Source organism: Bacillus sp. BB51/4, assembly GCF_008368845.1.
In the GTDB taxonomy this organism is placed as follows: Bacteria; Bacillota; Bacilli; order Bacillales; family Bacillaceae_G; genus Bacillus_A; species Bacillus_A wiedmannii.
This window is the reverse complement of the sequence record NZ_QOSC01000009.1, coordinates 505192-526004: the sequence shown is the minus strand read 5'-3', so window position 1 is coordinate 526004 and position 20813 is coordinate 505192. Positions and strand designations below refer to the sequence as shown.

The 20813-nt window shown below is 35.8% G+C and carries 24 protein-coding genes; 15 read left to right on the top strand and 9 right to left on the bottom strand.

Translation table 11 applies throughout. The features are described from left to right. Entirely contained in the window at positions 1 to 582 is a 582-nt protein-coding gene (locus DN392_RS13940) for a DUF6434 domain-containing protein (protein ID WP_071743418.1), read from the bottom strand. 104 nt (positions 583 to 686) lie between these two features. On the opposite strand from DN392_RS13940, the gene DN392_RS13935 reads away from it, so the two are divergent. Further along, entirely contained in the window at positions 687 to 1130 is a 444-nt protein-coding gene (locus DN392_RS13935; RefSeq protein WP_048565889.1) for an NUDIX hydrolase, read from the top strand. Between the two features lie 44 nt (positions 1131 to 1174). Here DN392_RS13935 and DN392_RS13930 read toward each other — a convergent pair whose 3' ends face one another. After that, complete coding sequence (locus DN392_RS13930) at positions 1175 to 2377, bottom strand: serine-tRNA(Ala) deacylase AlaX (RefSeq protein ID WP_000435904.1); 1203 nt, start codon at positions 2375 to 2377, stop codon at positions 1175 to 1177. A gap of 137 nt (positions 2378 to 2514) precedes the next feature. Here DN392_RS13930 and DN392_RS13925 point away from each other — a divergent pair, with 137 nt between their 5' ends. Further along, complete coding sequence (locus DN392_RS13925; RefSeq protein ID WP_071743420.1) at positions 2515 to 2922, top strand: hypothetical protein; 408 nt, start codon at positions 2515 to 2517, stop codon at positions 2920 to 2922. Positions 2923 to 2987: 65 nt separating this feature from the next. After that, complete coding sequence (locus DN392_RS13920) at positions 2988 to 4226, top strand: MDR family MFS transporter (protein ID WP_071743422.1); 1239 nt, start codon at positions 2988 to 2990, stop codon at positions 4224 to 4226. Positions 4227 to 4468: 242 nt separating this feature from the next. On the opposite strand, the gene DN392_RS13910 is transcribed toward DN392_RS13920, so the two are convergent. Further along, positions 4469 to 4855 (bottom strand): Hsp20/alpha crystallin family protein, encoded by a 387-nt coding sequence (locus tag DN392_RS13910; RefSeq protein ID WP_000516738.1) that lies wholly within the window; start codon positions 4853 to 4855, stop codon positions 4469 to 4471. 132 nt (positions 4856 to 4987) lie between these two features. Then, complete coding sequence (locus DN392_RS13905) at positions 4988 to 5110, bottom strand: small acid-soluble spore protein P (protein WP_000517650.1); 123 nt, start codon at positions 5108 to 5110, stop codon at positions 4988 to 4990. A 121-nt stretch (positions 5111 to 5231) separates the two neighbouring features. On the opposite strand from DN392_RS13905, the gene DN392_RS13900 reads away from it, so the two are divergent. Further along, on the top strand, positions 5232 to 5495 hold the full coding sequence (locus DN392_RS13900) for a hypothetical protein (RefSeq protein ID WP_071743425.1): 264 nt from the start codon (positions 5232 to 5234) through the stop codon (positions 5493 to 5495). Positions 5496 to 5540: 45 nt separating this feature from the next. After that, positions 5541 to 6266, top strand: coding sequence for a polysaccharide deacetylase family sporulation protein PdaB (gene pdaB, locus DN392_RS13895; RefSeq protein ID WP_096001630.1), 726 nt, complete (start codon positions 5541 to 5543; stop codon positions 6264 to 6266). Between the two features lie 41 nt (positions 6267 to 6307). Here the strand turns inward: pdaB and sspO are convergent, their stop codons facing one another. After that, the gene (gene sspO / locus DN392_RS13890) at positions 6308 to 6457 is read right to left on the bottom strand and encodes a small acid-soluble spore protein O (RefSeq protein ID WP_000518050.1); all 150 of its coding nucleotides are present in this window, start codon (positions 6455 to 6457) and stop codon (positions 6308 to 6310) included. 291 nt (positions 6458 to 6748) lie between these two features. Here sspO and acnA point away from each other — a divergent pair, with 291 nt between their 5' ends. Next, positions 6749 to 9472, top strand: a complete 2724-nt coding sequence (acnA, locus tag DN392_RS13885) for an aconitate hydratase AcnA (RefSeq protein ID WP_064057576.1) — start codon at positions 6749 to 6751, stop codon at positions 9470 to 9472. A 116-nt stretch (positions 9473 to 9588) separates the two neighbouring features. Next, positions 9589 to 11229 carry an ABC transporter ATP-binding protein gene (locus DN392_RS13880; RefSeq protein ID WP_064469923.1) on the top strand — a complete coding sequence of 547 codons (1641 nt, stop codon included), beginning with the start codon at positions 9589 to 9591 and terminating at the stop codon, positions 11227 to 11229. Between the two features lie 32 nt (positions 11230 to 11261). On the opposite strand, the gene DN392_RS13875 is transcribed toward DN392_RS13880, so the two are convergent. Then, positions 11262 to 11519 carry a hypothetical protein gene (locus tag DN392_RS13875; RefSeq protein WP_001083870.1) on the bottom strand — a complete coding sequence of 86 codons (258 nt, stop codon included), beginning with the start codon at positions 11517 to 11519 and terminating at the stop codon, positions 11262 to 11264. A gap of 249 nt (positions 11520 to 11768) precedes the next feature. Between DN392_RS13875 and DN392_RS13870 the strand changes: the two genes are divergently transcribed. From DN392_RS13870 to sspN, 4 genes are all read left to right on the top strand, one after another. Continuing rightward, positions 11769 to 12344 carry a redoxin domain-containing protein gene (locus DN392_RS13870; RefSeq protein WP_000269058.1) on the top strand — a complete coding sequence of 192 codons (576 nt, stop codon included), beginning with the start codon at positions 11769 to 11771 and terminating at the stop codon, positions 12342 to 12344. A 115-nt stretch (positions 12345 to 12459) separates the two neighbouring features. After that, a complete protein-coding gene (locus tag DN392_RS13865) occupies positions 12460 to 13407 on the top strand; it encodes a 3'-5' exonuclease (RefSeq protein WP_088321568.1) in 948 nt (315 codons plus the stop codon). A gap of 141 nt (positions 13408 to 13548) precedes the next feature. Beyond that, entirely contained in the window at positions 13549 to 13692 is a 144-nt protein-coding gene (locus tag DN392_RS13860) for an FbpB family small basic protein (RefSeq protein WP_001254698.1), read from the top strand. A 43-nt stretch (positions 13693 to 13735) separates the two neighbouring features. Further along, complete coding sequence (sspN, locus tag DN392_RS13855) at positions 13736 to 13870, top strand: acid-soluble spore protein SspN (protein ID WP_000527987.1); 135 nt, start codon at positions 13736 to 13738, stop codon at positions 13868 to 13870. A gap of 68 nt (positions 13871 to 13938) precedes the next feature. On the opposite strand, the gene DN392_RS13850 is transcribed toward sspN, so the two are convergent. Then, positions 13939 to 15231 carry a glycoside hydrolase family 18 protein gene (locus DN392_RS13850; protein WP_000614855.1) on the bottom strand — a complete coding sequence of 431 codons (1293 nt, stop codon included), beginning with the start codon at positions 15229 to 15231 and terminating at the stop codon, positions 13939 to 13941. A 317-nt stretch (positions 15232 to 15548) separates the two neighbouring features. On the opposite strand from DN392_RS13850, the gene DN392_RS13845 reads away from it, so the two are divergent. Together DN392_RS13845 and DN392_RS13840 are read left to right on the top strand one after the other, a co-directional pair. Further along, entirely contained in the window at positions 15549 to 16667 is a 1119-nt protein-coding gene (locus DN392_RS13845; RefSeq protein ID WP_000978850.1) for an RNA-guided endonuclease InsQ/TnpB family protein, read from the top strand. A gap of 164 nt (positions 16668 to 16831) precedes the next feature. Continuing rightward, on the top strand, positions 16832 to 17251 hold the full coding sequence (locus DN392_RS13840; protein WP_000495804.1) for an acyl-CoA thioesterase: 420 nt from the start codon (positions 16832 to 16834) through the stop codon (positions 17249 to 17251). A gap of 26 nt (positions 17252 to 17277) precedes the next feature. Here the strand turns inward: DN392_RS13840 and DN392_RS13835 are convergent, their stop codons facing one another. Next, a complete protein-coding gene (locus DN392_RS13835) occupies positions 17278 to 17568 on the bottom strand; it encodes a HesB/YadR/YfhF family protein (protein ID WP_001054449.1) in 291 nt (96 codons plus the stop codon). A 108-nt stretch (positions 17569 to 17676) separates the two neighbouring features. Continuing rightward, entirely contained in the window at positions 17677 to 18273 is a 597-nt protein-coding gene (gene plsY / locus DN392_RS13830) for a glycerol-3-phosphate 1-O-acyltransferase PlsY (RefSeq protein WP_000258967.1), read from the bottom strand. Positions 18274 to 18498: 225 nt separating this feature from the next. On the opposite strand from plsY, the gene DN392_RS13825 reads away from it, so the two are divergent. Both DN392_RS13825 and nrdG read left to right on the top strand, forming a co-directional pair. Then, complete coding sequence (locus tag DN392_RS13825) at positions 18499 to 20355, top strand: anaerobic ribonucleoside triphosphate reductase (protein WP_064449865.1); 1857 nt, start codon at positions 18499 to 18501, stop codon at positions 20353 to 20355. After that, complete coding sequence (nrdG, locus tag DN392_RS13820; RefSeq protein WP_000867065.1) at positions 20352 to 20804, top strand: anaerobic ribonucleoside-triphosphate reductase activating protein; 453 nt, start codon at positions 20352 to 20354, stop codon at positions 20802 to 20804. Before DN392_RS13825 ends, nrdG begins: the two co-directional genes overlap by 4 nt. The last annotated feature ends 9 nt before the right edge of the window (positions 20805 to 20813 follow it).

Sequence of the window (20813 nt, the reverse complement as noted above, 5' to 3'; positions counted from 1 at the left end):
CTAGTTTTCTACTTTTTGAGGAACATAAGCATTACTACCAGGCTTTGCTTTGATTTCATTCCAAGCAGCGATAGCATCAGCTTTTGATTTTCCTTTATTATTTGGATCTTCGAAAAAATCGCGAGTGAAACGATTGTATTCAAACTGCGCGCTAATAGTTGTTTTGTATGTAGGATCTTTTTTTCGTTCGTTTTCTTCATACCAAAACGTTAGCGCGTCTTCATATGTTTTTCCGACATTCTCTTTAAAAAACTTTTGAAGAGCTACTGTAAAGCGGAAGTTTGTTCCGATTTTTTCTTTGAAAAAAGCACGAACTTCTTCGCTGCAGCGGTGATTGTTAGTAATAATTGTTTGAAGAGAAAGTTCTTTATAAGAGAGGGAAGCTTTACTCACCTTTTGACGAGAGCTGTTTTTTAATATTTTACCAGTATGTAAATAATGTGAGATACGCTCGGTTATTTCAATCTTAGAGCCACTAGCTGGCAAACTATGCTCACGACAAAATGTTTGGAGTTCTGCTTTTAACCAATAAAAGTTTTGGAAATCTTCAAGTGATATAGACTTTGTTAAAGGTGGACGCATAGATGTAACAACTTCTTTCTTCCATAATTTTCTTTAATTATAAAACATATGTTCTTTTTGTGGAAGGATTAATTTGTAAATATAACGGGAAGAGGAGATTACATATGGAAAGTGTAATGCAAGTTCGTGTTACGGGAATTTTAATTGAAGATGAAAGAGTATTGCTAGTAAAGCAAAAAGTTGCTAATCGTAATTGGTCTTTACCTGGGGGAAGGGTAGAGAATGGTGAAACGTTAGAAGAAGCGATGATTCGAGAAATGAGAGAAGAAACAGGATTAGAAGTTAAAATTAAGAAGCTACTCTATGTTTGTGATAAACCAGATGCTAGTCCATCTTTATTACATATTACGTTTCTGCTTGAAAGGATTGAAGGTGAAATTACGCTACCTTCTAATGAGTTTGATCATAATCCAATTCAAGATGTGCAAATGGTACCGATTAAAGATTTAAGTCAATATGGTTTTTCGGAAACTTTTATAACTCTTATAAGTGAAGGTTTTGCAAGTGCAGGGAGTTATCAAGGCTTGAAACAAAATATAGGCTTGTAAATATAGTTGAAGGATAGCAGTTAGCTATCCTTCATAAACATGTTTTATACTGCCGACTGTAAAGAAGAAACAAGCTGATTTAAAAACTTGTCCCCAGTCATAAGCGCTTTTCCGCCGCCGCGCGCACTCTTTTTATTTCCGCCACCTTTTCCCTCAATTGTAGGAAGTGCCTCTTTTAAAAGAGCATTCATATCGAGCGTGACTGTTTTTCCACAAGCGAGGATGCATTGTAGTTTGTCCTCATTTTCAATAACGAAATATGTAATGGCATGCTCTTGTTGTTCTGTAATAATGGCAGAAAGCTTTGCGATTTCTTGCATAGAACGATTTGTAAATACTTTAGAAATAAGTATGCCGGCATGTATTTCCGTAGGCTGTTGAAGTAGTTCATTTGCCTCTGCAAATAATAATTTTTCATTCATTGTTTGTATTGCTTTTTCATTTTCTTTTTGAGAAGTAAGAAGTTGTGCTACTTTTTCTGGAATATCACTCTCGCTACTGTTTAATTGTTTAGAAACATCCTTTATAATTTGTTGCTGATGCCCCATTAACTTTAGTGTGCGCCAGCCAGCGATAAACGTTAATCGTATGCCACCTTTATTGCGTTCCCAGCTAAGCACTTGTATAGGCCCTACTTCACCTGTACGTTTCGGATGCGTTCCGCCACAGCCGTTGTAGTCGTAATTTTCGATAATTACAACACGTATATTTTCTGATAAAGTCGGTTCTTTACGAAGGGGTAATGCTTTTGCTTCTTCTAAGTTCATCCACAGGGGGCGGATTGGATGGTTTTCAAATACAATTTTGTTTGCAATGTGTACTGCTTTTTCAACCGTTTCCGCATGAAGATTTTCTGTTTCTAAATCAATTGTTACCGTTTCTTTTCCGAGATGGAATCCAATCGTAGGTATGTTAAAATGGTCCCAAAAAGCAGCAGATAAAATGTGCTGAGCCGCATGTTGCTGCATATGATCAAAACGGCGCTCCCAATTGATTTTACCTTCTACTTCTTCTGTATGTAATTTTTCTACAATGAAGTGAAGAATTTCTCCATGTACCTCTTCTACATTGATTACATCGATATCATTTAATGTGCCAGTATCATGCGGTTGTCCGCCACCTGTCGGATAAAATGCGGTCTCGTTTAAAACGACGTATAAGTTACCGTCTTTATCATAATCTTGCTTTATAACTTTTGTAGTAAAGTCTTGCTTATAAGCGTCAGTGTAATATAATTTTTGCTCCAATTTTCTTTCCCCTTTCGCGTTCACTAGTTTCATTGTAAAGCAATTGAAATTAGTTTCCTAATATTTCAGAAGAAAGAAACTATTTTTAGAATTTTCTTGCTATAATAAGAAAAAGAAAATGCGGGGGTGGAATGAATATGTTATATGAAAACGGCGTAAATAAACTTCTTAGTTTAAGCAAAAATATTTCTGAATTGTATCGAGAATTAAATGAAATGACCCGGATTTTAACGGATTGTAATCGAGAAAGTGTAAAGTTTGATCGGTTATATGTAAAAGAGTTACTGTGGAAGAAAGAAGATGTAATAGAGAAATATGACCAGCTGCTTGTACAACTTTGTATAAATGAATGCTTTGATTTAAAAAGTGTCATTACAGGAGAATATAAGTATACATACGAAGAAGTAGAAAGCATAGTTTTACAATTTAATGAAACGTATAATGTCGTGATTTTAATTAAAGATGTTTGTAAGGAATTACAGTTTACATATGGAATTGATATGGACATAACGAGAACAGCTCGGGTACAAACATCTCAAGTATAAAAAGGGAAAAGAAAGCAGATCCTTTGCTTTCTTTTTTTTGTAGGAAAAGGGAGAGTAGGTTAGAGATGAAGGGGAAGTTACAACAGATTCATCCGCTTGGAATGACAATTATAATAGGTACTTTATTTGCGAGGTTCGCCACGTCAATGAGTATTCCTTTTTTAGCAATTTATTTAACGACTGTTAAAGGCGTATCGGCTGGAATGACGGGTGCTATTATCGGAACGAGTGCACTTGTTGGAGTGTTTGCTAGTTTTATCGGAGGGAATTTATCGGATCGATTCGGCCGAAACATGATTATAATATGGTCCATGATCGTTTGGGTGTTTGTATTTATAGGTTTTTCATTTGCAAATCATGTTTTAAGTTTCTTTTTATTAAATGCTTTAAATGGATTATGCCGATCTTTTTTTGAGCCGACGTCAAGAGCATTATTATCAGATTTAACGAAACCAGAGTATCGTTTACTCGTATATAATTTGCGTTACGGTGCAATAAATGTTGGAGTAGCGATTGGCCCACTTGTCGGGTTACAGATTGGAAGTGCAAAATCTACAATTCCTTTTTTAGTAGCAGCTGGAGTATACATTCTATATACAGCTATATTAGCGTTCCAATTTAAAAAGTATCCAATTGAAAAAAAGAAAGTGAATACAGAAAAGCCTGTCACAATGTTAAATGTAGTTCGTATATTGCGAAAGGATGTCGTATTTTTAGTTGCTTTAGTCGGTATTATTTTGAGTAATTGTGGCTTTTCACACTTAACGACAACAGTATCTCAATATTTTGCAAATGCACATATATTTCAGGATGGAGTGACATTGTTTTCGTATATATTAGCTTTAAATGCGATTGTTGTAGTCGTAATTCAATACCCTGTTATTCAAATATGTAAAAAGTATACACCGTTAACATCGATTATGGTGGGAACTTTATTTGTGAGCGGAGGATTGTTTGGATTTGGAATAGTAGAATCTACGCTAGGTGCTGCTGTCTGCACAATTATTTTTACAATTGGAGAAGTTTTAATGTTTTCCATGACAGATGTATTTATTGATGATATAGCTGTTTCACATTTAAAAGGAACATATTTTGGAGCAATGGGATTTTCAGGGATTGGAGCAGTAATTGGTCCATGGTTTGGGGGAGTGCTTCTCGATTACTACGGGTATCAAAATGGGTTTGTAGTATTTTCAGCACTAGCTATATTTTCAACTGTAGCATTTCCTGTACTTGTAGTTACAAAAGGTTTATTGAAAAAAAGATATGATAGAAATTGTAATTTAGAATTACATGCGAAATAAAATAAGCCCCAGCAGATGACTGGGGCTTATTTTTGTATTTATCCCGCATTAACGGGCAGTAAGAACCCCCACCTAAAAATTCAGCGAAAGCAAAGAAGTTAGGTGGGGGATCAACTGCCCGTAAAAGCCCGATTGGTTCAACTAATAATCAGTGGGGGATGAAGCCCCCACTGATTAAAGTTTCACTTTATCCCGCTATTTGCGGGCAGTAAAACTCCCATTGATTAAAGCTTTACTTTATTTTAATTCTCAATTTGAAAAAGAACTTTTTTTTCATGTTTATTAGCAACTTCATTTTTGGAAATATGAATGGCTAAATATCCATTCTCTAAGCAGGCTAGCATCTTCTTATAAATAATAGTAGCGGGTAAAGGAATGATCCGTTGCAAAGAACTATTATTATGAAGTATGCAAATATTTAGGCCTGTCTCCATCTTTTTAATAACTACATTTTGTTCGGATACATTTGGTACATCTGTTTCCAAAATGTACTCTTGTTCAGTTTCGCAAAGATCAATATGAATTTGATTTGGGAAACTAAAGTTACTACAAGAATCAGAACAAAATTGATCCATCCATTCTTCGAAACCATCAACATGAAAAAGACAATCCTTCTTTTTCTTGCCCATGTAAGACACCCTCCGTAAAATCTCAATTCATACTATGTTATGCATGAATGAAGTAGGGGTGAAGAATAAATGGAAAAATATAAAAATATAAACATTGTATGTGGCAAAGGTAGCTAGTGTGAGCCTTTTGTTTTACATATCATGATGTGCATGATTTTTTTGGCGTGAATGGTTACGGTTTTTTACTTTATGAGATCCGCTTAATGGTTCAGGTTGTCCCTTTTTTTCTTTCGCTTCACGATTGTTTTTTCCCATTGTATGTGACACCTCCTCTTTCTCTTTAGAATGAGAGAAGTTTGCAAATTTATACGAGAATGTTTTTAGAAAAAAAGGTAAAGATAAATGGGACTAACTATTATGGAAAGGGGATTATATAATGCCATATCATAAAGATAAACAACAAGCTTTTCAAGCAGCGCAGCAAGGAGTTACACAAGCAGAACATGTATTTAACAACATTGTGAAAAATGATCCAAACTACGGTCATGATCTAAAAGAATTACGCCAAGAGGTTCAGGAAGCGTATGAACAGATTCAAAATGCGTTAGAAGTAGCTTCAGAAACACAACGTCCACAACTTGAGCAATACGAAAATAATCTCCAAAACATTATGCGAAATGTAGATCAATTAGAAAAGTAAATGAGGTTGTTGTGTATTCGACAACCTCCTACTTTAATGAACATTATGCTAAAACAGAAAATTTTTTTAGTGGTTTTTTCTTTATTATGCGCAGTACATATATTTCAAGTGGAAAAAGTGGAAGCGAAAATGTTGCTCAGAAAAGAGCTAGAACCAACTGGCTATGTAACATGGGAAGTACCTAATAATGAAAAGATTATTGCCATTACATTTGATGATGGACCAGATCCGACTTATACAACACAAATTTTACATTTATTACGTCAATATAAAGCAGAAGCGACTTTTTTTATGATTGGATTTCGAGTTCAGCGTAATCCATATTTAGTGAAACAAGTGTTAAAAGAGGGACATGAAATTGGAAATCATACGATGAACCATTTGTATGCGAGTAATTCATCAGATGAAAAATTAGAAAATGATATTTTAGATGGAAAGAAATTTTTTAAAAAATGGGTGAAAGAACCTTTACTATTCCGTCCGCCTGGCGGATATATTAACGATGCTGTATTTAAAACAGCGAAAGAAGCTGGTTATCAAACTGTTCTATGGTCGTGGCATCAAGATCCACGTGATTGGGCGAATCCAGGGGTTGAATCCATTGTAAATCATGTAGTGAAAAATGCTAAAAGTGGAGATATTGTATTATTACATGATGGAGGAAATGATCGTAGTCAAACAGTAGCAGCGCTAGCAAAAATTTTACCTGAGCTGAAAAAACAAGGATATCGATTTGTAACGGTTTCGGAATTACTACGTTATAAACATTAGAAAAAATCCCAAAAGGAAAATATGCCTTTTGGGATTTTTCGTTACTGGTTCTTTTTACGTTTTTTATTATTTTGTCGCTCTGCTGGAGTTAAAGGTTCGTTTGCAAATTCTTCATTGTAACCAGTTGCTTGTCCTTGTGCAGATGCTGCATTCATTCCTGAAATAGTATGATTTGCTTTTCTTTTACCCATTTTATTTCACCTCTATAATATTTTTTGTATGTTGAATGATGAGCAGTTCATAGTATGTATGAACTGTAAGTAAAGCACTAATAGAGCACTTTACTTTATGGTAATAGTATTCATAAGGAGCGTGAACACTATTCAAATTTAGAAACATAAAGAAAACTTATGATAATCTATAAGTTTCTTATTATTTACTTATTTAGAAAGTTGTAATAAGATATTATCGTAAGGTATTGAAAAGTTTGTCTACATTTTATATTCAGACAACTTAGCCACGTTTAACAGGGGGGAAACATAATGGTCAAACATAATCCATTTCAATCACGTGCAACTTTTGAAGTAGATGGAAAAACGTATCATTATTATGATTTGAAAGCGCTTGAAAATACAGGGGTTGGCAACGTATCTCAATTACCATATTCCGTGAAAGTTTTACTTGAATCAGTACTTCGTCAAGTAGACGGACGTGTAATTACAGAAGAACATGTTACAAATTTAGCGAAATGGGGAACGAAAGATGTGCAAGATATCGATGTTCCATTTAAACCATCTCGTGTAATTTTACAAGATTTCACTGGTGTTCCAGCTGTTGTAGATTTGGCTTCGCTTCGTAAAGCAATGGCAGATATGGGCGGGGATCCTGATAAAATTAATCCAGAAATTACTGTAGACCTTGTAATTGATCACTCTGTACAGGTTGATAGAGCGGGTACGGCAGACGCGCTTGCATTCAACATGGACTTAGAGTTTAAACGTAATGAAGAACGTTATAAATTTTTAAGCTGGGCACAAAAATCATTTGATAACTATCGCGCAGTGCCACCAGCTACAGGTATTGTACACCAAGTAAACCTTGAATATTTAGCACCAGTTGTTCATGCTGTGAAAAATGCTGAAGGTGACTTAGTTGCATACCCAGATTCATTAGTTGGAACAGACTCACATACAACAATGATTAACGGTATCGGCGTTCTTGGATGGGGCGTTGGTGGTATTGAAGCGGAAGCAGGAATGCTTGGACAGCCTTCATACTTCCCAGTACCTGAAGTAATCGGTGTGAAATTAACTGGTACACTTCCAAGTGGTACTACAGCAACTGACGTTGCATTAAAAGTAACACAAGTATTACGTCAAAAAGGTGTAGTTGGTAAATTCGTTGAGTTCTTCGGTAATGGACTAAAGAGCATGCCTTTAGCTGACCGTGCAACAATTTCAAACATGGCACCAGAATACGGTGCAACTTGTGGATTCTTCCCAATTGACGATATTTCATTAGAATACTTACGTTTAACAGGTAGAGATGAAGAGCAAATTCGCATTGTTGAAGAATACTGTAAAGCAAATGGTTTATTCTATACAGCAGACAGCAAAGATCCAATTTACACTGATCTTGTTGAAATTGATTTAAATACAATCGAATCTAACCTTTCTGGACCGAAACGCCCACAAGATTTAATTCCACTTTCAGATATGAAAGATGCGTTCCATAAAGCTGTTGTAGCACCAGTTGGAACACAAGGACTTGGATTTAATGAGCAAGAGTTCGATAAAGAAGTGAAGGTTACATTAGAAGATAAAGAAGTAACGATGAAAACAGGTGCAATTGCAATCGCTGCAATTACAAGCTGTACAAATACATCAAACCCATACGTATTAATTGGGGCAGGTTTAGTTGCGAAGAAAGCAATTGAAAAAGGGCTTGTAGTACCTGAGTACGTAAAAACATCATTAGCACCAGGATCTAAAGTTGTTACTGAGTACTTAGATAAATCAGGTTTAACGACATATTTAGATCAATTAGGTTTCCAAACAGTTGGTTACGGTTGTACGACTTGTATCGGTAACTCTGGTCCGTTAGCAGAGGAATTAGAAGAAGCAATCGCAGCAAACGATTTATTAGTAACATCTGTTTTATCTGGTAACCGTAACTTTGAAGGTCGTATTCATCCACTTGTAAAAGCAAACTACTTAGCATCACCACCACTTGTTGTGGCATATGCACTTGCAGGTACTGTTGATATTGACCTGAAAAATGATGCAATCGGTAAAGATGCAAATGGCAATGCTGTTTACTTCAAGGACATTTGGCCATCAGCTAAAGAAATTGAAGATGTAGTTCAAAACGTTGTTACATCTGAACTGTTCAAGAAAGAATATGCACAAGTATTTAACAGCAATGAGCGCTGGAATGAAATCCAAACTTCAAATGAAGCTTTATATACTTGGGATAATGATTCAACTTATATTCAAAACCCACCGTTCTTTGAAGGATTATCTAAAGAGCCAGGTGAAGTTGAAACGTTATCAGATTTACGCATAGTTGGTAAATTTGGAGACTCTGTAACGACAGACCATATTTCACCAGCAGGTTCAATTGGTAAGCATACACCAGCAGGACGCTACTTATTAGAAAACGGCGTACAACCTGTTGACTTTAACTCTTACGGTTCTCGTCGTGGTAACCACGAAGTTATGATGCGTGGTACATTCGCGAACATCCGTATTAAAAACCAAATCGCACCAGGAACAGAAGGCGGATACACAACATATTGGCCAACTGGTGAAGTAACATCAATCTATGATGCTGCTATGAAATATAAAGAAGATGGCACAGGTCTTCTAGTTGTTGCTGGTAAAGATTACGGTATGGGAAGTTCTCGTGACTGGGCTGCGAAAGGTACAAACTTATTAGGTATTAAAGCAGTAATCGCAGAAAGCTTCGAACGTATTCACCGTAGTAACCTAGTATTAATGGGTGTATTACCACTTCAATTTAAAGATGGCGATAGCGCTGAAACGTTAGGCCTTGTTGGTAACGAGTCATTTGAAATTCAAATTGACAAAACAGTTAGACCACGTGATCTTGTAAAAGTAGTTGCAACTGATGCAGATGGCAACGAAAAACAATTTGAAGTAGTAGCTCGTTTCGATAGTGAAGTTGAAATTGACTACTACCGTCACGGTGGTATCCTACAAATGGTTCTTCGTGAGAAAATCGAAGAGTCAAAAGTGTCGAACTAAATAATTGAAATGAACGATAAGGAAGCTAACAACTGTTAGCTTCCTTATTTTATGGAAAGGGATGAAACCATTTGGTTTCATCCCTTTCTTTTTACTATAAAAATGGAGGGAACATCATGAAAGAATATAAAAGAATATTGTTACCGTTACAGAAAGAAAAATTATTAGTAATAGCAGCTGTATGTAGTGGATGCTTTGCTGCTATTTTAAATTTATCTCGTCCACTATTCATGGGATTAATTGTAGATAACCTTATTCAACGAGAGTTAAAGGAGGCGTATCTTTACATTACTTTGTTTGCAGCTAGCCGCTTGTTGATGTGGGTGAACAATCTTTCATTTGATTATGTAAGTTCAAAAGCGAGTCAGCAAATATTACGAGAGAAGCGTATAGAGGTATTGCGTCATTTCTTCTCATTACCGTTTGAAGAGAGTGAGAAGATTAAGGGAGGAGAGTTAGAGACATTAGTCGTGTCTGATATTCCGAACTGGGTCAGATTATATGGATCCATATTAATAGAATATATACACGCTATTGCCCAATTTATTGGTGCACTCATAGCACTACAACATATAGATATGCAGTTCATATTGTGGGTAACTCCGTTTTTATTTTTAAGTGCAACGGTTCCGATGTTGGCGGGAAAAAAGGTAAGAAACATTGCAAGCATTGCTCAAAAGAATCAATCAAGTGTTGTAGAGATGGTGTCACAGTTTGTAAAAGGAGCACAAGATTTACGTAGTTTGCAAAAAGAGAGCTGGGCAATTGGCTTATTTAAAGGAGTGACAGTAAAATCTTATAAAGCAGAAGTAAAGAAGACGATGATGCAACATTGCATTGGAGTAGTTGGAACAGTGATTGAAACAGGAGCATATATCGTTGTTCTCATTATAGGTGCGCAAAAAATAATGCAGGGCGAAATGGAAGTTGGTTCACTTGTTGCAGTGTTAGCTACAATAGAGATGCTCTTTTTCCCTGTCCGCTATGTGGGAGATTTATTAATGATGACACAAGTTGCAGTTGCTTCGGCAAGTAGAGTTTTCTTCTTTTTAGATAAACGAGTGGCAAATAGTCATGTAGAAAGAGCGATGGGGATGACGGTAACGAATGTTTCATTTCAGGAGAGTGATGAAGAGAAATGTAGGATAAAAAACATTGATTTGCAAATTAATCCTGGTGAACTCGTTATGATTGTGGGAGAAAGTGGTGCAGGAAAGACGACGATTTTAAAATTAATGACAGGTTTGTATAAACCATCTAACGGTAGCATTGTTTATTATGGTAATGAGGCTCGTATGGCTACAGTGTGGCAAGAACCTCGTTTCTTTCGGACCACAGTAAAAGAGAATGTGCATTTCGGAGAAGAGTATTTAGAAAATCAATTAGAAAAAAATATTGAACTTGTAAATGTGAAATCGATTATTAGAGATTTATCAGAAGGGATTGAAACTGTACTACATAAAAGCGGAGAAGAGTTTTCGGGAGGGGAAAGGAAACGTCTTGCATTATTACGTGCCATTGTTTCAAATCCGAATCTTATTATTTTAGATGAACCGACTGCGGGATTAGATTCGAGCAATCAAGAAACTGTTTGGAATATGATAGAAGGATTAGGAAGAGATGTAACACGAATTGTGGCAACACATGATGTAGAGAAAGCGATACTAGCAGATCGTGTTGTCATAATGAGAGAAGGAAGTATTGTTGCATGTGGAAGTCCTGAAAAATTAATAAATAGTCATTCGTTTTGCAAGTGATGTGAATAAAGATAAGAGTACCGCTCTTATCTTTATTCAGCGTCATCTATTTGATACTCGATAGATTCCGAGTGATTCAGATCAACGTTAAAAGTAGCGGTCATAAGGAAAGTGGCAATTCCGAGGATTACAAAAAGGACGAATGAGATTAGAGAGACGTAGAGACAAATACGCCCTATTTTCTTTTTTTCAAGATCTTTACTAAAGAGTGAAATGATCCATGTAATAATACCGATTGGGTATAAAAGAAAACTAAGAATATATAATGTTATTTTTTCGAATGAATTCATAAACGATCCCCCTTTTGTTAAAGATTATATAAGAAAGTAAAAAGGTGAATGGGTCGATAAGAAGATAAGCGGCACTTCATTTGTTTTTCTAATTATATGATAAAAAGGAAAAAATTGCACTTTAAATAAGAATATTCTAATTATTTTGACTGTGAATATTTCCAAGCTTGTCCGTATAAGCTAAAATAAGGTATATAGTATTTGGGTAATTAGGTTAATAAGAAGATAAATACGTTAGGGTGATATAAAATGTGGCGGAAGCTTACGATTATTGTAGTGTTACTTTGTTTAGCGGGATATGCAGCTTATGAACAGTTTGGTAAAAAAGACCAGGCGGTACAAGGGGAGCAAGAAAAAAGTGAAGCTGCTATGAAAGAGATGATTGCAAGTAATGGTATTGAAATAGGGAAGAGTGCACCAGACTTTGCATTAACGAAGTTAGATGGAACGAATGTAAAGTTATCGGATTTAAAAGGAAAGAAAGTAATTTTAAACTTTTGGGCAACGTGGTGTGGACCTTGCCAGCAAGAAATGCCTGATATGGAAGCTTTCTATAAAGAACATAAAGAAAACGTAGAAATTTTAGCAATAAATTATACGCCTTCAGAAAAGGGCGGGGGAGTAGAAAAGGTAAGCAATTTTGCTAAGGAAAAAGGAATTACTTTTCCTATTTTATTGGACAAGAACATTGATGTGACAACAGCGTATAAAGTAATTACGATCCCAACTTCGTATTTTATAGATACGAAAGGTGTCATTCAAGATAAGTTTATTGGACCGATGACGCAAAAAGAGATGGAGAAAAGGGTTGCTAAATTAAAATAATGGTGAAAAGGTAGAGGTGGAGAGTTACCATTTCTGCCTTTTCTTTTTCACGTAGTGATAGCAGCATGTTATGATAAAAGAAATATAAACGTTTAGAGGTAAAGGAGTGTTTGGAGTGGGGAATATATCCTTACCGTTAGATTATGTTGTAATTGATTTTGAAACAACAGGATTTAACCCTTATAATGATAAAATTATTCAAGTCGCAGCAGTGAAATATCGTAATCATGAACTAGTAGATCAATTTGTTTCCTATGTGAATCCAGAGCGTTCAATTCCGGACCGAATAACGAGTTTAACAGGTATTACAAATTACCGTGTTTCAGATGCACCGACGATTGAAGAAGTATTACCTTTATTTTTAGCATTTTTACATACAAATGTAATTGTCGCTCATAATGCATCTTTTGATATGCGCTTTTTGAAAAGTAATGTAAATATGCTTGGGTTACCGGAACCTAAAAATAAAGTGATTGATACTGTGTTTTTAGCAAAGAAATATATGAAGCACGCGCCAAATCATAAACTTGAAACGTTAAAGCGAATGCTTGGAATTCGTTTAAGTTCTCATAATGCATTTGATGATTGTATTACGTGTGCAGTTGTTTATCAAAAATGTGCATCTATTGAAGAAGAAACAAACAGGAAATCGAATACGGAAGTACTTGATGAAACAGCAGTATATGAAGCAGTAAAAAAGATACTTGTACGAAATAAACGTGATATCGAATGGATTCGTTGTATGAATGTAGGAAGCTATGTAGACATAAAAGCTTTTTACCCAGTTATGAGAATAAAAGTAAGAGGGAGAAAGAAATATGTATTAACAGAGATATTAGAAGATGATGTGAAAGAAATATGTACGAGTTTAAATTGTGAACCCGCGTTAAAAAGTGAAGTTGGTAATACGAGAATTATGCTTAATAGCTTAGAGGATGTCCTGAAATTAGAAAGTTATATTTTAGGACAGTATGATTTCGTACTGCAAGCGCTAAGTGAGTATAAACAAAGTGAAATGAATGCAGATGAAAAGCTAAAAAAATATTTAAATATAATGGTATAAAAAACTCCGTGTACAAGAAGTTGTACACGGAGTTTTTTTAGGAGTACTAAAACATAAAATTTTCTTGCAAATCTGATTAAAGAGTTTTTCATTTGCTCATACTATGTATAGTAAGAATGCGAAGGAGAGAGGGTGAACAGCATGAGAAGAAGTCGCCGTAAATCATTTGACGAACTTGTGAAAGAAAATAAACAACAATTATTAAGTGATCGTGATGCAATCGATCGCATTGAAGAGCGTATTGAAAAACGTTATGAAATGCAACTTTTTAAGCAAGCTGAATAATTCTTAACACTAGTACGATACTAGTGTTAAGGAGGCGATAGTAATGGGTAATCCGAAAAAGAATTCAAAAGACTTTGCACCGAATCATATTGGAACACAATCAAAAAAAGCTGGTGGCAATAAAGGAAAGCAAATGCAAGACCAAACAGGCAAACAACCGATTGTTGATAACGGTTAAAAAAGGGAGAATGTTGTCATTCTTCTTTTTGTGACGGATTTTTAATAGTCAAAAAGGGCTGACTTATGTCAGCCCTTTTTCGTAATCGTAAAATTTTCAACGAGTAAACGCCAATTTTGCGGGAATGGTAAGCCAATCTTCCAGTAACTAATACCGCCTATACCTTGTTCTTTCATTAAATTGAATTTGCTTTGAACAGACCGTGAATCTTCAAACCAAACTTCGTGTTGAACACCATTTTCATCAAAATAATTAAAATGAGGAGCTTGGGCTGTGAAATCATAACGAATAGGAACATTATATTTACGAGCTAGTGCAACAGCTGCGACAGAGCTAATTGCTTTTGCGGGTGGATTTCCTTGTTTAAATGGAAGCTTCCAATCAAACCCGTATAAATTTTGCCCCATCATAATTTTTTGGGGAGGCATTTGAGATTTTGCATATTGAAGTACTTCTTTCACCGGACCGATAGGAGAAATCGCCATCGGTGGCCCGCCCTGCCATCCCCAGTCATATGTCATAATGACGACGAAATCAACAATCTGCCCTTGCGCTTTATAATCGTGAGCTTCGAAAAATTTTCCCTTTTGATTTGAACTTGTTTTCGGTACGAGAGTTGTGCTCAATGTGTACCCGCTAGGTAAGCGTGTTTTTACATTTCGTAAAAAACGATTATACGCTTCGCGGTCTTCAGGTGCTACACTCTCGAAATCGAAATGAATGTCTCGCATGCCATATTTCTCAGCTGTTTGCAAAATGTTAGTAATAAATTTGTTTTGAATCGTTGCGTCGCGTAAAATAACCGATGTTAGATCGGCACTGAAATTACCATTTTCAATATTTGTAATAACGAGCATAGGGATTGTTTTACCTTGCGTTGCAATATTAGCGATTTTAGCTGTTTCAGTAGGTTCTTTTAATGTGCCATCTCTTTTTGCCTCAAAACTAAAATAAGCTAAGTATGTTAAGAATGGATTGATGGCACGTGTAGCATTAACTAAACTCTCTTTAATCGGTATAGTGGAAGGCTGTAAATAAGCGATGGATTCTACAGCTCGTTTTGTACCTTTTGGTACGTATAATTGTTGTCCGACATGGAGAATAGATTTTAAAGATAAGTTATTAACCTTAGCTAAACTAGCGAGAGGTACGTTATATGTTTGAGAGATTCGATATAGGCTATCGCCAGGCTGTACATAATAATTATTCCCTTTCGTATTAACGATTAGTGCCTGACCTACAACGAGTGTTTCAGCTGGATTTAGTCCATTGTCCTTTACTATTTCATCAGGTGTTGATCCATACTTTGATGCCAAGCTATATACGCTATCACCGCTACGAACAGTTACAATTTGAATCATATGCTTGCTCCTTTCAGTAAAAGATTCACTGTTTTTATTTTATTTTTGATTTCACTGTATTATGATTAAATGTATGCAAGGTAGCAGAAGTGAAAGAAGGGAAGAAACAGTTAGTGTATATCTACAAAAATATATAATTAGTGATAAAATATTTGTAGATGAAAAATTGTCGCCGGGGTAAAGTAGTTTCATGGGATGAAAAATATGAAAGTATATTCAATTGGTGATTTTGCAAAAAAGGCAGGTAGGATAGAACAAACTAATTGCCATCTTCAAGGGGAAATAAGCTAAGAAGATGGTTAAGGGGTTGCTGGAAAATGATGCTTGCGAAGAAAGTGAGAATCAAGCCGAATAAAGAACAAGAATTGCAACTTTGGAAATCTGTTGGTACGGCAAGATGGGCTTATAATTGGACACTGGCGAAGCAAGAAGAGAATTACAAGAATGGCGGAAAGTTCATATCAGACGGTTTTTTACGGAAAGAATTAACTGTATTAAAGCAGACTGAAGAATATGCTTGGTTGTACGATGTTTCAAATAATATAGCCAAACAAGCGATTAAAGATGCTTGTGAAGCATATAAGCGATTTTTCAAGGGACTGGCTGATAAACCACGATTCAAAAGCAGAAGGAAAGCAAACCTCTCTTTTTACAATGATAATGTCAAGTTAAAAGTAAAAGAAAAACAAGTTTTGATTGAGAAAGTTGGTTGGGTAAAAACATCCGAAAAGTTACCTGTAGGGGTTAAGTACTCTAATCCACGCATTAGCTTTGACGGTAAGTATTGGTATTTGTCTGTCGGTATTGAACAGGAGTTTACAAAAGAGAAGTTAACGGCTGTTTCGTTAGGAATAGATATTGGAATCAAAGAATTAGCATATTGTTCTGATGGGCAGAGGAAGAACAATATCAACAAAACAAAAATGGTAAGACAGGCAGAGAAACGCCTTCGTAGGTTGCAACGTCAAGTTTCTCGTAAATATGAAATGAATAAGGAGGGAAACCGTTTTGTCAAAACAAGCAACATTATAAAAATCGAGAAAGAGATACGACAACTACATAGAAGGTTATCAAATATCAGAAAGAATCATCTTCATCAATCCACGAGCGAAATTGTGAAAACCAAGCCATTTCGCATTGTGATGGAGACGTTGCATATGAAAGGTCTGCTGAAGAATAGACACCTAGCTAAAGCGATTGCGAAGCAGTGTTTATATGAGTTCAAAAGACAAATTCAATACAAGTGTGAAAAATATGGTATTGAATTTGTAGAAGCTGATACATGGTATCCTTCTTCAAAAATGTGTTCCAGTTGTGGAAGCATCAACAAAGAACTAAAACTTTCTGACCGTGTATACAAATGCACTTGTGGTCACGAAATGGATAGGGATTTAAATGCGGCTATCAATTTGTCACGGTATGAATTAGCCAGTTAACATCTAAAAAAGTTACGGCTAATATGTAGGATTCGTTGTATCCGAATTTACACCCTCGGAGTGTTACATCAAACGAAAGTAGCTTCTGTGAAATCGGACACGTAGAACAGGGAAATAAACAAAATTTATAGATTTTTATAAGTTTATGGCAACGGCGAATACATATGTTTGTAGCAGAACATGAAGTTGAAATCCGTTATGCGGAAACAGATCAAATGGGTGTTGTTTACCATTCAAACTATTTGGTGTGGCTTGAACTAGGTCGCACGAAACTTATACAAGATTTAGGATTTTCATATGTTGAAATGGAGAAAGAGGGAATTATTTCTCCTGTGTTAGATTTGCAAATTTCATATCGTAAAGCGATGCGTTACGGAGAAAAAGCAATTGTGAAAACGTGGATTGATACTGTTAGTCCGCTTCGCGTTGTATATGGTTATGAAATATATAACGGTGAAGGTGAACTTTGTATTACTGCAAGTACGACGAATATTTGCGCGAAAAAAGAAGGGTTCAGGCCCGTATCATTTAAAAAGTTATATCCTGAGTGGTATGCGAAATATGAGGAAATTAAGAAAAAATAAAAAAGCGTGGCAGAAGCCACGTTTTTTTATTTTTCATAATTAAATTGCGGGAAATCATCACCGTCGTTAAATGTAACAGATAAATTATGTCCATCGAAGAACCACTCATCATCGCCTTCAATAAAGAAGTTAATACCTTCTTCTTGAGTTTGAACAGCAGGATGTGCAGGATCATCTTTACGAATACCTAAAGAAAGTCCTTTTTGCACAGTACTGCAACCGCCGTATTGTACGAAAAGGCGTAGTGTTTCACCCGATTGTAAGTTTAATTCGTTTTTATACCATTGTGCTGCTTCTTTTGTTACGGAAAGATTCATGTATAGTTCCTCCAAATTATGTTGCTTTTTCTTTAGTATAAAAAATAACGCAAAAAGACGCTATTAATATGCTTCACGTTTTCTTTTTGCGTTATGTGGGTTACGATCTTATTTTTGCTTTTTTGAAAAGTTTGCTTTCGGTTCAGTTTTATTTATAATTCGTCCGATATTTGCACGGTGTTTATAAATAACCATACCTGCTAATAAACACATCGCAATAATGAAGATTTTATCCCCGCTAACAATGGATGCAATAACAGCAACGACGGCTGTTACCATAGAAGAAAGTGATACGTATCTTGTTGTAAATAAAAGGCTGAAAAAGACAACAGCTAATATTGCAAAAACAACTGGAGAGTAGCATAATAGCACGCCAGCAGAAGTTGCAACAGCTTTACCACCACGGAATTTCGCGAAAATCGGATACACATGTCCAAGAACAGCTGCTAATCCGAACCATAGTGGGTGAACATCTAATCCGAAAATAATCGGTAGACTTGTTGCTAATGTACCTTTTAAAATGTCAGCAATTGTAACGATAAAACCTGCTTTTTTCCCTAGTGTGCGGAATGTATTTGTTCCGCCTAGATTACCGCTTCCGTGCTCACGAATATCGATTCCGTAGCCGATTTTTCCAACGACTAGTGCGAATGGAATCGAGCCAAGTAAGTAGGCAACGATAAATAAAAGATATGTAGTAACCATAAGTTCAGTCTCCTTTATTCAAATGTGTTGATAAAGGGTAAAAAGAGTTTTTCCCGTATATTGTACCATACATTTGTAAAGAGCACATTTCTTTTTTGTAAATGAAAAATTCATTATTTCGTGAAAAAAATTTCACAGGAATGTTACATTTCTCACAGAAACATCAAGACTATATGTAGTAACATTTTAATCAAAAGACAACAACATATTGGTGGAGGGTTATAAATGTTACAACGAAATGTACGTGGAGAAGAATTAATGAGAGTGTTTGAAACGATTGTCCACGGTAGTGAGCAAGATTTAATGCAAGAAAATGCAAATGTAGATGGTCGCTCTCCAATGGGAGTAATGGGAACGTTCGCATCAGAGAGTGCGAAATATTATGCAGTTGAAAATTTATTGTCAGATCAAGTGAAAAAAGCGATAAATCAAAATATATTATATCCACATGACTTAGATTTTTATGCGACAGGAACGACGACTTGTTCGCAAATTCCGTTAGCGCAAATGCTTGCGAACGGTTTTCATACCGGACATGGGCATATGAGACAACCGCAGGATATTAAAAGTGCATTGGCTCTTTCGTCTATTATTTTTCAAGCGAATCAAAATATGCAGCACGGTGGTCAATCATTTGCACTCTTTGATATTGATTTAGCTCCATATGTGAGAAAAACAGTAGCGAGACATAAGAAACGATTACAGTCATATCCGCTTACGAAAGAACAAATAGAAGAATTTGCATGGAAAGAAACAGAAAATGATACGTATCAGGCGTGTGAAGCTTTCGTTCATAATTCAAATAGTATGCACAGTAGGGGCGGGGGACAAGTACCGTTTATTTCTATTAATTATGGAACAGACACATCAAAAGAGGGACGGTTATTAGTTAGACAACTTTTAAAAGCGACACAAGCTGGTCTTGGTAAAGGAGAAACACCAATTTTTCCAATTCAAATTTTTAAAATGAAAAAAGGTGTGAACTTTGAAGAATGTGATCCGAACTATGATTTATTTGAATTAGCGTTAGAGACAACGGCTGAACGATTATTCCCTAATTTTTCATTTTTAGATGCGCCATTTAATGCAGTGCATTATGACGGACGACCGGAAAGTGAAGTATGTTACATGGGATGTCGTACCCGTGTTATGTCTAACATACATGGAGAAGAAACGGCGATTGGAAGAGGGAATTTATCATTTACGTCTATTAACTTAGTGAAATTAGCGTTAATTAGTGGTTCAAAAGAAGCGTTTTTTGAAGCGTTAAACTATTACTTAGATTTAGGAATTAAGCAATTATTAGAACGATTTGAGTATCAATGTACGAAGCGAGCAAGAGATTTTCGATTTTTATATTCACAAGGTGTATGGCGCGGTGGAGAAAAGTTACAGCCTGAAGATTCTGTAGCATCTATTTTAAAGCAAGGGACGTTAAGTCTTGGTTTTATCGGTCTTGCGGAGTGCTTAGTAGCTTTAACAGGAAAGCATCATGGAGAAGATGAAGAATCATGGAAACTCGGGTATGAAATCATTTCCTTTATGAGAGATAAAATGGATAAAGCGACGGAAGAACATGAACTGAATTTCTCAGTAATTGCAACTCCTGCAGAAGGGTTATCAGGGAAGTTTGTGAAAAAAGATAGAGAAGAATTTGGTGTGATTAGCGGTATAACGAACCATAATTATTATACGAATTCATTTCACATCCCAGTTTACTATAGCATTCAAGCGATAAATAAAATTCGTTTAGAAGGACCTTTCCATGCCCTATGTAACGGGGGACATATTACGTATATTGAGCTAGACGGAGCAGCTATGCATAACAAACAGGCGTTAAAACAAATTGTACGAGCGATGGCAGATCATGGCGTTGGATACGGTTCAATTAATCATCCTGTTGACCGTTGTAAGTGCTGTAGCTATCACGGAGTTATCGGAAATGAATGTCCAAGCTGTGGAAATGAAGATGAGGCCAATATAGAAAGAATTCGACGTATAACAGGTTATCTTGTAGGAGATATGTCGAAGTGGAATAGTGCGAAACGTAGTGAAGAGATGGATCGGGTGAAGCATAAATGAAAGTGATGAACATCATTCATGATAGTGTAGTAGATGGAGAAGGGTTGCGGACAGTCGTGTTTTTTGCGGGCTGTCCGCATCGTTGTTTCGGTTGCCATAATCCGAAATCGTGGAATATTTGTAATGGAACTGAAATGACAGTAGAAGAAATTGTGAAAGAGATTGCAAGTAATACATTAACTGATGTAACATTTTCAGGTGGAGATCCATTTTTTCAAGCTGCTGAAGTGAAAAAAGTAGCAAAAGCTGTGAAAGACTTGAAAAAAAATCTTTGGATGTATACAGGTTATACGTTAGAAGAGATACAGAGTTCTCAAAATAATGATATGATAGAGTTGTTACATTATGGGGATGTTTTAGTCGATGGAAGATTTGAAATCGAGAAAAAAGATTTAACACTTCCATTTCGCGGAAGCTCCAATCAACGTATTATTCGATTGAAAGAGTAAAAAGGCGGG

Bases quoted from the DNA above. Each gene is read 5' to 3' on its own strand.
- DN392_RS13940 (WP_071743418.1), bottom strand. From the start codon at position 582: ATGCGTCCACCTTTAACAAAGTCTATATCACTTGAAGATTTCCAAAAC.
- DN392_RS13935 (WP_048565889.1), top strand. From the start codon at position 687: ATGGAAAGTGTAATGCAAGTTCGTGTTACGGGAATTTTAATTGAAGAT.
- DN392_RS13925 (WP_071743420.1), top strand. From the start codon at position 2,515: ATGTTATATGAAAACGGCGTAAATAAACTTCTTAGTTTAAGCAAAAAT.
- DN392_RS13920 (WP_071743422.1), top strand. From the start codon at position 2,988: ATGAAGGGGAAGTTACAACAGATTCATCCGCTTGGAATGACAATTATA.
- DN392_RS13910 (WP_000516738.1), bottom strand. From the start codon at position 4,855: ATGGGCAAGAAAAAGAAGGATTGTCTTTTTCATGTTGATGGTTTCGAA.
- DN392_RS13905 (WP_000517650.1), bottom strand. From the start codon at position 5,110: ATGGGAAAAAACAATCGTGAAGCGAAAGAAAAAAAGGGACAACCTGAA.
- DN392_RS13900 (WP_071743425.1), top strand. From the start codon at position 5,232: ATGCCATATCATAAAGATAAACAACAAGCTTTTCAAGCAGCGCAGCAA.
- pdaB (WP_096001630.1), top strand. From the start codon at position 5,541: ATGCTAAAACAGAAAATTTTTTTAGTGGTTTTTTCTTTATTATGCGCA.
- sspO (WP_000518050.1), bottom strand. From the start codon at position 6,457: ATGGGTAAAAGAAAAGCAAATCATACTATTTCAGGAATGAATGCAGCA.
- acnA (WP_064057576.1), top strand. From the start codon at position 6,749: ATGGTCAAACATAATCCATTTCAATCACGTGCAACTTTTGAAGTAGAT.
- DN392_RS13880 (WP_064469923.1), top strand. From the start codon at position 9,589: ATGAAAGAATATAAAAGAATATTGTTACCGTTACAGAAAGAAAAATTA.
- DN392_RS13875 (WP_001083870.1), bottom strand. From the start codon at position 11,519: ATGAATTCATTCGAAAAAATAACATTATATATTCTTAGTTTTCTTTTA.
- DN392_RS13870 (WP_000269058.1), top strand. From the start codon at position 11,769: ATGTGGCGGAAGCTTACGATTATTGTAGTGTTACTTTGTTTAGCGGGA.
- DN392_RS13860 (WP_001254698.1), top strand. From the start codon at position 13,549: ATGAGAAGAAGTCGCCGTAAATCATTTGACGAACTTGTGAAAGAAAAT.
- sspN (WP_000527987.1), top strand. From the start codon at position 13,736: ATGGGTAATCCGAAAAAGAATTCAAAAGACTTTGCACCGAATCATATT.
- DN392_RS13850 (WP_000614855.1), bottom strand. From the start codon at position 15,231: ATGATTCAAATTGTAACTGTTCGTAGCGGTGATAGCGTATATAGCTTG.
- DN392_RS13845 (WP_000978850.1), top strand. From the start codon at position 15,549: ATGATGCTTGCGAAGAAAGTGAGAATCAAGCCGAATAAAGAACAAGAA.
- DN392_RS13840 (WP_000495804.1), top strand. From the start codon at position 16,832: ATGTTTGTAGCAGAACATGAAGTTGAAATCCGTTATGCGGAAACAGAT.
- DN392_RS13835 (WP_001054449.1), bottom strand. From the start codon at position 17,568: ATGAATCTTTCCGTAACAAAAGAAGCAGCACAATGGTATAAAAACGAA.
- plsY (WP_000258967.1), bottom strand. From the start codon at position 18,273: ATGGTTACTACATATCTTTTATTTATCGTTGCCTACTTACTTGGCTCG.
- DN392_RS13825 (WP_064449865.1), top strand. From the start codon at position 18,499: ATGTTACAACGAAATGTACGTGGAGAAGAATTAATGAGAGTGTTTGAA.
- nrdG (WP_000867065.1), top strand. From the start codon at position 20,352: ATGAAAGTGATGAACATCATTCATGATAGTGTAGTAGATGGAGAAGGG.